Below are 13266 nucleotides of genomic sequence, written 5' to 3' on the forward strand. Positions count from 1 at the left end.
CAAAGAATAATTCCGCTTGATATGGGTTAACACCTTTTTCTAAATCATATTATTATTAACATTTGTTCAAAGACCGCGCCTGATTAAAGCCAAAGCCCCGCAAGCCACTGCACATGCAGAGCTTGCGGGGCTTTTCATTTTCCATCAAAAATTCAAATTATTAAGCCACTGGGTCAACGCCGACAGCGGCCCCGTTCTAATTTCTTTTTCAATGGAAATCGCATCCTCAGGGTAATCGGTTATGATCCCATCGACACCCATACTGAAGAATCGTCTCATGTTGTCTTTGTCATTAACTGTCCAGACATAGATAGGCTTGTGATACCGTTTGGCCGAAGCGATGACCGATTCTTTGACCATATATTCTTCCATCACGACAAAATCAGCAGCAATCCGCCCCATATCCGGGACACCTGCGAACATAATATACCCCACCTGAAGATCCGGGGCCGCGGCTTTGACTTGCTGCACGATTTCATAATTCAGCGACTGTACAACACTTTCATTCTCAAAATGATTTTCGCGCATAATCCGGATAAATGTCGCCACCAGATTGTTTTCCTTGCCGTGCGTTTTGATTTCAATGTTTAGCTTTATTTTGCCTCTGGCCACATTCATCACTTCTGCCAGGCTACTGATTCGTCCTGTGAAACTCCCTTGTTTCACTTGTAGCTCTCGTAATTCAGCCATTGTCAGATCGTATACCTGTGCATGGGTACCTGTTAGACGCTTCAAATTAGTATCGTGTATGACGGCAAGATCCCCGTCCTTCGTTTCCAAGACGTCGATTTCTGCATAATCCGCATGTGCCTCAATCGCACCCTGTATTGCTTCAATCGTATTCTCCGGCCCTTTCGAAACGTATCCTCTATGAGCCATAATCTCAGCTTTCTGATCCTCCATCTGCATTCCATCAATGGCTGGCAGGAGTGCAAGTCCCGCTGCAAAAACAGTAACTGAACCAAGGACGATCAGATTTCTTTTATGCTTTTGCAACAATCCATGATTCTGAACAGAACGGTCTTCCTTGCTCTTCGGCTCAGGAAGCTGCAGCATAGCATGATTCGGGTCCGCTTTTACCATGTATAAACGCGTAGTTGTGGTAATATACAGCGGCATTAAAAAAAGTGTCGCCATATAAAAGGATAGTACAACGCTCTTCAAAGCGACGATCCGCACAACGCTAGCAAATACCGTCTGCTGCTCCCACAGGAAGTATAGAAGACCAACAGCTCCCACAAAAAATACAATCAGCAGAATGACAACGAGCAGATACAGTAAGAATACTGACAGCATAACCACTGATATGCGGATATGTCTCTTTTTAAGGAGTGCAGCACTTTTCTTCGCCGCCTTCCGAAAGCTTGCCGCCCCTTCGATCACCACAATATGGAGCAAAAAGGTCCAGCGAATATTGAAGAATAACATGACCCCCAGCACACCAATAAGCAGCAAAGTGCCTCCGCCTGTTTTTATAAGCTCACCCGAGATAAAATTCGGAATTTCCAAAGGAGGAATTAGCGAAGTGCCTACCCCCGCACCGAGCGGAAGAAACAGCAACAGATAGATCACCAATCCTAGAAATCCTATTTTGAACAGGGACGGGAGATAGGAAAGCGACTGTAAAAACGCCGGAATAAGTCCGATTCGCTGCCTTTTTTGACCGTAATACGAGAGGATAATTAGAACCGATAACTCTATAAAAATCAGCATTGTGGCGATAGGAATCAGAACCAGCATGCATAACAAGCCATACCTACTCATCGCAAATTGCAGCAGTTCGTAATTGGTGGCTCCGGCAAACCCGCCTAAGCGGAGAAATCCACGAAATATGGATGAGATAGCCGGAATAAAGATAAATAACGTTAGCAACTTATACAGGAGTTCGAAAATTAATATTTCCCTGTACGAAAAAGCAAGCATCCGAAAAATATCGGTAACCTGCTTGTGTATCGGAACCTTTGAAATCTCACTCATCAATTTGCACCTACTTGTAAAAAGCAGCCCACCCTCAACTGAGGACGGACCGCTTTTTCATTTTCCCTGATATACAGCAATTTTTTCTTTATCCTCTACCTGGGCGGTTTCGATTTCATTCTCCATATAATAGTCCTTCAATTCATCTTGAACGCTCTGCTCGGCTAACGGCACCTGGCTGCGGTAAGCAGCACGGCAAATCACATGAGCGGCGACTGGAGCTGTTAAAAATACAAAGAAGATTCCCAAGATGAGGCGGATGCTGAAGAAACCGTCAGAAATTAAGAAATACAGTAATGTTCCAACGAGCGCACACAGAACGCCAAGCGTAGAACTTTTAGATGCAGCATGAGACCTTGTGTACACATCGGGCAGACGCACATTCCCAATCGCGCTGATTAAGCTGAAAATGGCTCCAATGAGAATGAGGACGGCCCCGATTATTTCACCGCTTACGCTCAATGACAACACCTCTTTCAATGAATCTGGCAAAGGCAACAGTTCCAATAAACGAAAGGATCCCGATCAATAATATAAGATCAAAAAAGGCATGTGTGTGCAGCAGCACGGAGAACACGGCGGTACTGGCGATCAGATTAATACCAATGGAATCCAAAGCTTGAACACGGTCTGCACTGGAAGGCCCTTTTACAATCCGGTATAAGTTGGCTAGTATGGCCAGCATTAATATACATAATGCAGTAATCAACACCGTCTCAAATATCATTTTCTCGTCACATCCTTTATCGCTTTTTCAAAAACAGATTTTGATTTTAATACTGAATCCCTGGATTCAGGCATATTCAGACCATGGATGTATAGCACCTTCGAATCAGGGGTTACCTCCATGATGACTGAGCCCGGTGTTAAGCAAATCAACAAGGATAGGAGCGTAATTTCCAAATCCCCCTCCAAATCCGTTTCCACCTTGAAAATCCCCGGTTTAACATCGATTTTAGGACGGAGCACATGCTTCATGACCATCATCGCAGAAGTATTCAGCTCATGGATAAAGAGAATGAACAGCTTCCCAATTGCGGCTAACGTGAATAGATAAAACGGTTTTTTAAAGAAACGGCGAATGCACATTAAAATAAACAGACCCACAAAGTAACCGCTGATAAAGTTTAATATACTCATATCCTCTTGCAGAAACATCCACAAGTAGGCAATGAATATGTTGAGTAGCACCTGAACGGGCATGACTGTTTCCCCCCTTTAATCAAACACGGCCTGAATATATAAATTTGGATTGAGCAATTCCTCGGCAGCTTGAGCAACATAACCCGTAATCGCCTCAGCGCCGATTCCCATAGCAACACTAGCCAGCGTCAACAGAGCGATCGGAAGCAACAAACCTTTCGTTGTCCCTTTCTCCTCCTCAACACCCAGAATCGTTTCACCCCAAAAAGCGTTCATAAACAATTTGATCATAGAAAACAGAATGAACAAGCTGGCCAGCAGCCCGATTCCTCCAAGCCAATAATAACCCGCTTCAAAGACGCCTTGCGTCGTAAATACTTTGCCAAGAAATCCGCTGAGCGGAGGAATTCCAACCATAGACAAAGCTGCGATGAAGAACATCCAACCTAACCCGGGGTGATGACGAATCAAGCCGCTAATTTTCTTCAAGTCACTTGTTCCCGTGAGATGAACAATGGTTCCCCCAATCATAAATACAAGCCCTTTAATCAGCATGTCGTGAATCAAATAATAAATAGAACCCGCTATGCCGGTGGATGTTAAAGAGACGAGTCCAGCCATAATAAATCCGACGCTTATGACTACATTGTAGGTTAATATTTTTCGCAAATCCCAAAAACCGATGGCGCCGATTCCGCCTAATATCATGGTTATAGCCGCTAAGATCCCGATAAACAGATGGGTAATCTGCGGCTCATGATAAAAGATGAGCGTAAACATTCTGAAGATGGCGTATATCCCTACCTTAGTGAGTAATGCTGCGAAAATAGCAGCGATTGCCGTTGGCGGTACACTATAGGATCCGGGCAGCCAGAAAAAGAGCAATAATCCCGCCTTCATAGCGAAGACGATCAAGAATAATAATGCGACAGTAGTAATTAACCCATCCTGACCAACCTCTGCAATCCGCATCGATAAATGGGCGAGGTTCAATGTGCCGGTCATAGAATATAAATAGGCTACTCCGATCAAAAAGAACGCCGATGCAATAATGTTCGTAAAAATATATTTGAGCGACTCGCCAAGCTGCCGCTGGCCTCCCCCCAATGTGATTAGTACATAGGAAGCAACCAGAAACAGTTCAAAGAAGACATATAAATTGAATAAATCCCCTGTCAAGAACGAACCGTTGACACCTGTAATCAAAAACAAAAATAGAGGATAAAAGTACAGTTTTTCTTGTTTTCGGCCAATCGATGAAAAAGCGTAAACTAAGCAGCACACCGAGACAATGGAGGTAGCCAAAAGCAGCAAAGCACTGAACATGTCACCCACGAAGCTAATGCCGTAAGGCGCTTTCCAACCACCCAATTGTAAGGTTTGAATTCCGCCGTTTCTGATCTGATTCATCAATAGAACGGCAATGACACTAGTAGCTAACAATGCAGCCAGACTAAGAATCCGCTGTAGCTTTATATTTTTCTGGAATATAATGAGGACCATCCCCATCAACAGAGGAATGATAACCGGCGCGATCAACAAATTATTCAAGCTCATTCCCCCTTAATTGCTCCATGTCATCCGTCCCGAAGCTTTGATAGGCCCGGTAACATAAAACTAGTACTAGCGCTGTCACGGCAAAATTAATGACAATCGCAGTTAAAATTAATGCTTGAGGAATAGCATCCGTAAAGTTCGCGACTTTCTCTCCCAGTAGAGGGGCACTCCCTGTCTTCAGCCCACCGGAAGTAATCAGCAGTAAATTAACCGCATGGCCCACAATGGATGCTCCAAGCACAATCCGCAGCAGTTGCTTAGACAGAATCAAATAGGTTCCAATGGATATTAAAATACCGACCAGTATGACCATTAGTGTCTCCATATTAACGATCCTCACTTATGCTTAGAATAATATTGACTGCGGTGCCTATAACAGCCAAAGCGACTCCGGTATCAAAAATCAAAGCAGACGCGAGCTCGGTATCGCCAAAGATCGGTAAATCAAAATGACCGAAGGTCTGGGTTAAAAAAGGCTTACCAAATACCACGCTCACTGTTCCGGTCGCAACGGCAATCAATACTCCCACCGCGGAAAGCTTTTTGAAATCCACCCGAATATTTTCCCTTACCTTCTCGACTCCAAAAGAAAGATACAGCAGGACAATGGATGATGCCATACTCAGTCCCCCAATGAATCCTCCTCCTGGATGATGGTGACCGTTCATAAATAAATAGATCGAAAAGGTCAATATGATCACGGCAGCCACTCGAGTTACACTTTTCAATATCACATCATTCGGTTTCATTTTGTTCCCTCCTTTTGGAACGCTGATGAACGAATATATATACACCTAGTCCAGCAATGGATAACACGGATATTTCCAGCATCGTATCGAATCCGCGGAAGTCCACTAATATAGCGTTGACAATATTTTTGGCACCCGCCAGCTCAAAGGCATTTTCAAAAAAGGAGGTGATGGGTTCAAATAACTTATGCCCATTCGCGGACAATGCGAGAACGGTCACGGTTAGACCCATCGCGATCGAGATGACCAGATTCGTCAGTTTGAAAGGAATCCGTTCGATGCTTTTCTTAAGTTTCGGTAAATGGTAAAAGCACAGAAGGAACAGAACCGTTGTCACCGTCTCCACCACCATTTGCGTCAATGCCAGGTCAGGAGCCCTGAAGATAACAAAGAACATCGAAACCATATAACCTAACGCACCTAGTGCAACAATAGCCACAATTCGATTGCCGGCAAATAAAACAGTACATGCGGATATCACCATCGCGAGCACAAGTCCGACATCAAAAATACTGATAGCTGCATTATTTGAGAAATCAAACTGGAGACCGTGGAGCAGCAGAAGCGAACTTATCAACACAATGACAAAGAATGAAAAAATGTAGATCAGATAACGCCTCAGCGAGCCTGTCATATAACGATTCGTTAAGGATTCCGACAGTCTCTCCGTACCTGTTAAGCCCTTATTGTACCAATGGTTCAACGTTAATCCCTGCGGATAATTTCTCATCACCTGGATCCACTGCTTGGATGTTTTGAAAAGAAGGAGACCAACAACAATGACACCGAACGTCATTATCAGCTCCATATTGGGCCCATGCCATGCACTGATCTTCAGGTCGTATGGAGACAGCGGCATCATCGGCAAAATGGATGTTAGTGCCGGAGTGAGAATATACTTACCCAATACATTTGGGAAGAAGAAAATGAGTATAACGAGTAATGCCAAGACGGCTGGAGAAAATAGCATCCCCCAAGGCGCTTCATGCACTTTTCGTGTCAATTTCTCCGGACGATATTGTCCTCCAAAGGTTTTGAATACAAAAATCATGCAATAGACGAAGGTAAATATGCTGGCTACCCAAGCAATGATCGGGAACAGGAGACCAATGCTGCCTAAACCGAAGATACCAGCCTGCGATACCTCATTCACCGCTGCAAAAAACATTTCCTTACTCAAAAAACCGTTAAACGGCGGTAATCCCGCCATCGATAAACCGCCAATCAAAGCGATCGTGAACGTAATTGGCATGACTTGCATCAAACCGCCAAAATAGCGAATATCCCGCCGACCTGTCTCATGGTCAATAATACCGACAACCATGAACAAACTTCCTTTAAAGGTCGAATGATTGAACAGATGGAATAGGGCGGCAAATGTAGCTACCGTAAAGATCGTGCCACTCTCACCAGGCCCAAAATAGACTGCTAAAGAGCCGACTCCAAGCAAGCACATAATCAATCCCAATTGACTAATTGTAGAATAGGCTAACATCGCCTTTAGATCGGTCTGCCTCAGCGCCGTCAAAGAACCGTAAAGCAGCGTAATGAGACCAATTCCAGCCACAAGCCAGAACCATACGGAGCTCCCCCCGAAAATCGGTGTCATACGAGCCACTAAATAAATACCAGCTTTGACCATCGTAGCCGAGTGGAGGTAACTGCTCACCGGAGTTGGCGCCTCCATCGCGTCCGGTAACCAAATACCGAATGGAAATTGTGCGGATTTCGTAAATGCACCGAGCAAAACACATAACATCGCGGGAATAAATAGTACATGGCTTTGTATAACTTCCAGGTTCGCAATCATTTCCCGAATACTGTAAGTATCCGCCATCATGATCAGCATAATAAACCCGGCTAACATGCCGAATCCGCCAAGGACAGTAATCAATAGTGCCTTCAAGGCGCCTTGGCGGGAGCTCTTGCGCTCGTACCAATAGGAGATTAATAAGAAGGAAGAAACGCTGGTTAACTCCCAGAACCCGTACAGGACTAAGAGATGATCCGAGAATACTACCCCCAGCATAGCGCCCATGAACATGAGCAAATAAATATAGAAGTTGTGGAGAGCCTCTCGAACCTTAGACATATAAAATATAGAGTAAATAATGACCAAGCTACCGACTCCGCTAATGAGCAGACCAAATAACAAGCTGAGCCCATCCACATAGGAGATCATATTCATATCCAGGGACGGAATCCAGGATAATGTGTATTTATAGGTGTCACCAGCCGCAACACCAGGTATATACTGTATTAAATAGATAAAAATAGATGTAGGTACAAGTAAAACGAACCATCCCGTATGTACTACGCGATTGAAATGCTTATATAAAAAGGGAACAAATATTGCACTGATCAACGGGAGAAAAATATAGGTATAGAACATAGTCAAGCGTACTCCTCCTTATTCATGACTTCTGCTTCCGTATCTACATATTGACTCTTTTGTTAACATCAACTATAGTCTTACATAGTTTAAATGAGTCCTACTACTAGCATTGAGGTGAAATACTTAAAATGATTAACGTATTTAATGAGAGTATTCTTGTTTGCGTTTATTATGGTCCCAATAGCGAAAGACTAATCAAACGTGGCTGCGCAATCGCTAATATCATGAAAGCTCCGCTTTATATATTGACCATCGATCCGAAGCCATTTGACGAACTGGATGCTGAGAAATTACTCTATATCGAACAATGGAAAGAATATGCCCACGCTCACGCTACGGCCCAATTTATCATGAAGGATAATGAAAGCCGTCCTGTCTATAAGGTCATTGCAGAAGTAGCCAGAGATAACAACATTACACAGATCATTCTTGGACAGACCGCGAGCAGCCGATGGGAACAAATTACGAAGGGATCTATCATTAATTCTTTGGTACGTGAGATCCCCTTTGTCGATCTGCATATCGTTTCCGTTGCCCGTTATATTCGGGATGAAGAAGGCAATTATCAAAAGGGCATTCGTGCTTATTTGATTAAAGATGGGAAGCATTACCAACTAAGCTTCAGTCACGAAAAAGAAACGCAATATGAAGGCATCTTCTTCAAAGAAGCGGATACCGATTTCGATAACGGAATTTTCCGTTTTATGAAGGATGCTTCAACTTTACATGTTCTCGTAACTGACGGGATTGTCACCGAACTAACAAATGTAGATATTAATACTGCATTGGGTCTGGATGACTCTGCACAATAAAAGTTAATAAAAAAGCTCACCCTCTCCGCATGTTCCATGCGGAGTTTTTTTATCTTTTTAAAACACAGATCGTTTATAAATTCACATCCACTTTAATGGGCCGCTTCTCAGCCCTGTCGATCCCCAGATACTTCAACGTTTCTGCCGTGGAATGATGATGCAAAATCGACTTTAAGATGGAAATGGCAACTCCTCTATAGTATGCATGGTAACCAAACGTCTTTCTCAGTGTATGGGTCCCGATTTTCTCAGATATCCCTACCTCCTTTGCCGAGTGATTAATAATTCGATAAGCCTGCTGACGGGTAATCGGACCAGAATCCTTTTTGGATTTAAACAAATAATCCTCAGGCTTCCAATCGACGTTAGATAAATACTCGCTTAATATCTCCCCGACCTTGCTGTTTAAGTAATGAGCCTTTTCTTCTCCTGTCTTCTCATCCTTAATATAAAGAAACTGCTTGGCATTCTGGCCATCCCAAACGTCCTGTACAGTAAGATTGAGCAAATCAAGAAGACTAATTCCGGTGTTAATACCCAATACAAAAAGCAACAGATCCCTTAAAGAGTGTTTTCGGAGCTCCTCTTTCATCGCTTGTATGGTTTTTACGTCCCGAATCGGATTAACAAATTGCACAGAAAATCCCTCCGATAATGTTACTTAATTTAAGGCTAACATATATTAAGTAACATAACAATTAAAAGATTGCTTAATTTAATAAAAAAACTGACGGATGAGCTCTCCATAGAACATGATATCCAGACAGACAAGAACCTAATCAACAAGCTGCTATACCCGTATTCTAAAAGCATTTTGCAGTAGTAAGCGCTTCGCTCCTACAGTCCCCCCCTCCCCCTCCTTCTCGCTTACTTGTTGCTTACTTGTTGCTTACTTGTCACTTTCTTGAATTCATCTTATATAGCTATTTATTAAACAGTTCACAATGTTGCTCAATAATAAGTCATTTCACTACTTTCGCATAAAAAAAGACCCCTATCATAGGGATCTTAAGGTGCGCGTTCTATTGTACAAACAGTAAACATAGGTTCTTCCATATTTTCTATACTACCCTTTATGTTCTAAACCTCTCTATAGGCTGGCTGCATCAACCCTTGAGTGGACTGATCCTCTTGGTGCTCATAATATAGCGACTGAACGGAGTCATATATTGGCGTCTCCACTGGCACTGACGGCCGCTGATATGCCTCATCCACATACATGATTCTGCGCTGAATTTGCATGAGTCCATTCACGACGCGAAGCGCAATCCAAAAAAGGACAAGGCCAACACCTACGTACAACAGATATTGCTGATTATAGGTCCAATTGATATGGAAATAACTAAACAAGCTATTTTCTAAAATATCCAGTTGCATTTCATTCATAAAAATAATATGCACGGCTGGAAGAGCAATAAAGCCTAGTCCTAATGAGATCACCGTTATCATAATTACAAAGAATACAATTCCCGTAACAAATCTTAGGAAGACGAGCAGCAAATTTCGAATAAATAACCCGCCGTCAAACCCTCTCACCATTCGCATAAACCAGTTCTGCCCAGCGCCAGACTGTTGGCCCGTAGCGTACGAGGCAGGCTGAACCGGCAAGCCTAAAATTTGTCTAATCATGCTTTGCTCAAATTTCACAATCCCATCCAACAACTTAGCTACTCCAAAAAACAGCGGGATCCCGATAAATAATGGAGTTAAAGCGATGGATAGTGCAACTCCTGTTATCGCTACAGTAAGATAGATAATTCCTAACGGGAGAGAGAGTAAAAAATAGAGGATTGTTGCATACGTTTTTGGATTAAAAAGCACCCAGTTCACCTTACCTGTTGGCTCCTTCGCAGTCGCCCCTGTTGCGTTCATTATTCAAACACTCCTTTGCTTCATAAGTCACGTTCTTCTCAATAAATTAATTATAGCCGCCTCATTAACCTGACATAACCGTCTTAGGGGGTGTTTGTGCCTAGACTTTAGGCTAGGACTAGCCCTGGTGAGATAAACTTTTGGAAGCAAAGGCGCCATACCACTCACCTTCAAATGCTATACATTTATGCTAAACGTTCCATCCTCTGCGGAATGCATGAAGAAATATGCAGTGCGCCCATTCACTTCTCTCCGCTCCTACATACAATGTGTTAGCCCATCCATTAAGGAGTGACGAGATCATGTCATTTTTACCACCACCTAGTGCCCCAGGATTCCCAGGGCAGCCCGGACAGCCGGGATTTCCAGGGCAACCAGGATTCCCAGGACAACCAGGATTCCCTGGACAGTCAGGACAGCCGGGACAGCCAGGAACCGCGGGACCCAGCTCACCTCCCCCTGGATTCATCCCTCAGCAACCTGCAATTACCCCCTTGGCTGTCGACCCCGGAGCGATTGCTGGTTGTTTATTTCGGAATACGTACGTTTGGCTCGTGAATAGAAATCAATTCTGGTTTTTCCCGGTCTTCGTAGGGCGCACCTCGGTCGCAGGGTTTCAATGGAACGGAAGGTTCTGGGTGTATACGGGATTTGATTTGAATTTGATCCAATCATTCACGTGTTTCTAAATTGGAGAAAAGCTCCGTTCCAGTAGGAATGGGGCTTTTTTCATGTTTACGGTTGATTTTCTACAACGATCTATAAAAACAACGATCTATAAAAACAAAAAGCAAAAAAAGACACTTTTTAAGGTGTCTTTTACATGTAATAATTATGGAGCCCTGGGAAGTCGCGTACCTGTCCGAAGATAACGGCACATAAGTTGCTAAGAGTGTAGCTGCACTTCAATCAAAAATAACACAAACCATGCTATAGTGAAAAATCAGTAACACCCTTTTTATAGGCATATTTCAAAGTATATGTTTCTTCTTTTTCGTAGGGCATTGTAGCAATTTTTATACGAGTATAATCAAGCCTGCTATCTCTTAAAACTCTTTTTATCAAGGCTATACTCCGTTCTTCTTCCGTAATGACACAAAATATATTAAGAGCATATTTTTTCGGGTCGGAAATGCATTTGCCCATATCAAAACCATCAACATAGCCTAAATTAGCATCTGCTAGCGATATCTCCAAGTTTTCCATTACTTTATCTCTTAACCATTGGTCACGTTGGCTGCCTTTTGCACTTTTCAAAGGATACTGTACCACTAACCAAAATTTTTCACTCATTCAGATTCACCAGCCTATTTACAGGTAATAAAAAAGCCAAATGCTTTTGGTCATACTTCTCCTTCAAGGGATTTACATAATTCATTATAACAAAGGAACTTTGTAAAAGGGACTGCATATTAAAAGCAGCAAAATTACTATCCTCATGCAGATGGTTTTCATAGTGGAGCGGAGGGTAGTCGAATCTCTGTCCGAAGATAACGGCACATAAGTTTCTACGAGTGTAGTCACAGTTTGACGTCACCCGAGAATCGCCCCGTAACCGGCTACACGTTAAATCAGCCTAATCTTCTTTCGTTGACCCTAGGCGAAACCAGACAGCATATCCTACTATTTGTTAGATTCTATCCTTGTCACACGAACGGATATTTCATAATTTTTCCATAATATTTGCTGAAAAAAGGAAGGTTTGGGTAGTTTAGAACAAGAATAAAGTTAAGATTCTAAATTTAGTGAAATGAGTTGATAAGTATGAGTGACAAGTTGGTACCACCTTAAGAAAACAGCTTGGCTTGAACGTAGAATGTTGAAGTATCTCATCGAAGTAAGAGCTAAATATTTTTGGATGGGTGCATCTGTACTATACGGAGAAATAACCAAAACTGATGTAATCTTAATGCAAATCCGACATGTTGAATTCGAAACACCCAGAAGCAGTAAAGTGGCTATGATAACGGGAATAATTGAAATTAGCCTTTTTACAATGAGGAGTGTTATCCCATATGGATTATGAATTTGATAGTGAGATAAAGCTACTGGACGGTAAAATGAAATGGAAGGTTGTTTATTTCCCATATTCAGTAAGCGAAATATTTAATACTAATGGTAAAGTACCTGTTCAAATCTTCGTTGACGGGCACGAGTTTGACCATACGCTGTTACCATCTAAGAATGGGCATTATTTTGTGTATAATGAATTTATTCGAAGAGCAGTACAAAAAGAGTTAGGTGATAGACTCCATGTAAGACTTAAGAAATGTGAGGGAAACCGTGAACTTGTTGTGCCTGATTACATTACTAAACACCTCGAAGAGCACCACATTTTGAATACATTCCTAAAGCAGCCTGATTATATTAAGCGAGAGCAGATAAATTATATTGAACTTGCTAAAAAGGAAGAAACAAAGAATAACCGAATACTAGCTTTAATCAATAAACTTAAAGATTAACAAACGAATGTATTCAAAAATGAGAGCATTGAGATGAACAAAACAGATATATTGAGGTTCAGCTTTGGAATGATAGATATGTGAAGAACGCAGATACTATGTCGACCAATAGATTGACTTCCGGGGAGTTTTTCTGTGGAATATGCGAAAATAAAAAAAGCGACCTTAGTCGGTCGCTTTTTCTAATACTCCATATGGAGCCGAGGGGAGTCGAACCCCTGTCCGAAGATAACGGCACATAAGTTTCTACGAGTGTAGTCACAGTTTTGATGTCACCCGAGTATCGCCCCGTAACCGGC

14 protein-coding genes and 1 other RNA gene are annotated in these 13266 nt (G+C 42.5%); 3 read left to right on the plus strand and 12 right to left on the minus strand.

The genetic code is table 11. The annotated features are described in order from the left end of the window. Positions 1 to 144 precede the first annotated feature (144 nt). Genes HPT30_RS14690 through HPT30_RS14725 form a run of 8 tightly spaced genes read right to left on the minus strand, consistent with a single transcriptional unit; the run spans position 145 to position 7818 of the window. Positions 145 to 1977, minus strand: coding sequence for a glycerophosphodiester phosphodiesterase (locus tag HPT30_RS14690; protein WP_175372099.1), 1833 nt, complete (start codon positions 1975 to 1977; stop codon positions 145 to 147). Between the two features lie 57 nt (positions 1978 to 2034). Then, entirely contained in the window at positions 2035 to 2439 is a 405-nt protein-coding gene (locus tag HPT30_RS14695) for a Na+/H+ antiporter subunit G (RefSeq protein ID WP_175372100.1), read from the minus strand. Further along, positions 2423 to 2704: a Na(+)/H(+) antiporter subunit F1 gene (locus HPT30_RS14700; protein ID WP_078500563.1), complete on the minus strand. Its 282-nt coding sequence runs from the start codon at positions 2702 to 2704 to the stop codon at positions 2423 to 2425. The genes HPT30_RS14695 and HPT30_RS14700 overlap by 17 nt, the downstream gene beginning before the upstream one ends. Then, positions 2701 to 3180 carry a Na+/H+ antiporter subunit E gene (locus HPT30_RS14705; protein ID WP_066375557.1) on the minus strand — a complete coding sequence of 160 codons (480 nt, stop codon included), beginning with the start codon at positions 3178 to 3180 and terminating at the stop codon, positions 2701 to 2703. Before HPT30_RS14705 ends, HPT30_RS14700 begins: the two co-directional genes overlap by 4 nt. A 15-nt stretch (positions 3181 to 3195) precedes the next feature. Beyond that, a complete protein-coding gene (locus HPT30_RS14710; RefSeq protein ID WP_175372101.1) occupies positions 3196 to 4671 on the minus strand; it encodes a Na+/H+ antiporter subunit D in 1476 nt (491 codons plus the stop codon). Then, complete coding sequence (locus HPT30_RS14715) at positions 4664 to 5002, minus strand: Na(+)/H(+) antiporter subunit C (RefSeq protein ID WP_066375559.1); 339 nt, start codon at positions 5000 to 5002, stop codon at positions 4664 to 4666. Before HPT30_RS14715 ends, HPT30_RS14710 begins: the two co-directional genes overlap by 8 nt. 1 nt (position 5003) lies before the next feature. Next, positions 5004 to 5426 (minus strand): Na(+)/H(+) antiporter subunit B, encoded by a 423-nt coding sequence (locus HPT30_RS14720; protein ID WP_066375562.1) that lies wholly within the window; start codon positions 5424 to 5426, stop codon positions 5004 to 5006. Continuing rightward, positions 5413 to 7818 (minus strand): Na+/H+ antiporter subunit A, encoded by a 2406-nt coding sequence (locus HPT30_RS14725; protein ID WP_281364497.1) that lies wholly within the window; start codon positions 7816 to 7818, stop codon positions 5413 to 5415. The genes HPT30_RS14720 and HPT30_RS14725 overlap by 14 nt, the downstream gene beginning before the upstream one ends. Before the next feature lie 131 nt (positions 7819 to 7949). Here HPT30_RS14725 and HPT30_RS14730 point away from each other — a divergent pair, with 131 nt between their 5' ends. Further along, the gene (locus tag HPT30_RS14730) at positions 7950 to 8633 is read left to right on the plus strand and encodes a universal stress protein (RefSeq protein ID WP_175372103.1); all 684 of its coding nucleotides are present in this window, start codon (positions 7950 to 7952) and stop codon (positions 8631 to 8633) included. 73 nt (positions 8634 to 8706) lie between these two features. Here HPT30_RS14730 and HPT30_RS14735 read toward each other — a convergent pair whose 3' ends face one another. Continuing rightward, entirely contained in the window at positions 8707 to 9270 is a 564-nt protein-coding gene (locus HPT30_RS14735; protein ID WP_175372104.1) for a tyrosine-type recombinase/integrase, read from the minus strand. Positions 9271 to 9713: 443 nt separating this feature from the next. Beyond that, positions 9714 to 10505 (minus strand): sensor domain-containing protein, encoded by a 792-nt coding sequence (locus tag HPT30_RS14740; RefSeq protein WP_175372105.1) that lies wholly within the window; start codon positions 10503 to 10505, stop codon positions 9714 to 9716. A 302-nt stretch (positions 10506 to 10807) separates the two neighbouring features. On the opposite strand from HPT30_RS14740, the gene HPT30_RS30000 reads away from it, so the two are divergent. Further along, positions 10808 to 11194 carry a collagen-like triple helix repeat-containing protein gene (locus tag HPT30_RS30000; protein WP_175372106.1) on the plus strand — a complete coding sequence of 129 codons (387 nt, stop codon included), beginning with the start codon at positions 10808 to 10810 and terminating at the stop codon, positions 11192 to 11194. 241 nt (positions 11195 to 11435) lie between these two features. On the opposite strand, the gene HPT30_RS14750 is transcribed toward HPT30_RS30000, so the two are convergent. Further along, positions 11436 to 11798: a hypothetical protein gene (locus HPT30_RS14750; protein WP_175372107.1), complete on the minus strand. Its 363-nt coding sequence runs from the start codon at positions 11796 to 11798 to the stop codon at positions 11436 to 11438. A 722-nt stretch (positions 11799 to 12520) separates the two neighbouring features. Here HPT30_RS14750 and HPT30_RS14755 point away from each other — a divergent pair. Continuing rightward, positions 12521 to 12967 (plus strand): DUF1905 domain-containing protein, encoded by a 447-nt coding sequence (locus tag HPT30_RS14755; RefSeq protein ID WP_175372108.1) that lies wholly within the window; start codon positions 12521 to 12523, stop codon positions 12965 to 12967. A 192-nt stretch (positions 12968 to 13159) separates the two neighbouring features. Here HPT30_RS14755 and ssrA read toward each other — a convergent pair. Next, positions 13160 to 13266: a transfer-messenger RNA gene (gene ssrA, locus HPT30_RS14760) on the minus strand; the annotation flags it as partial.

This window comes from Paenibacillus agri, from assembly GCF_013359945.1.
Lineage (GTDB): Bacteria > Bacillota > Bacilli > Paenibacillales > Paenibacillaceae > Paenibacillus_AQ > Paenibacillus_AQ agri.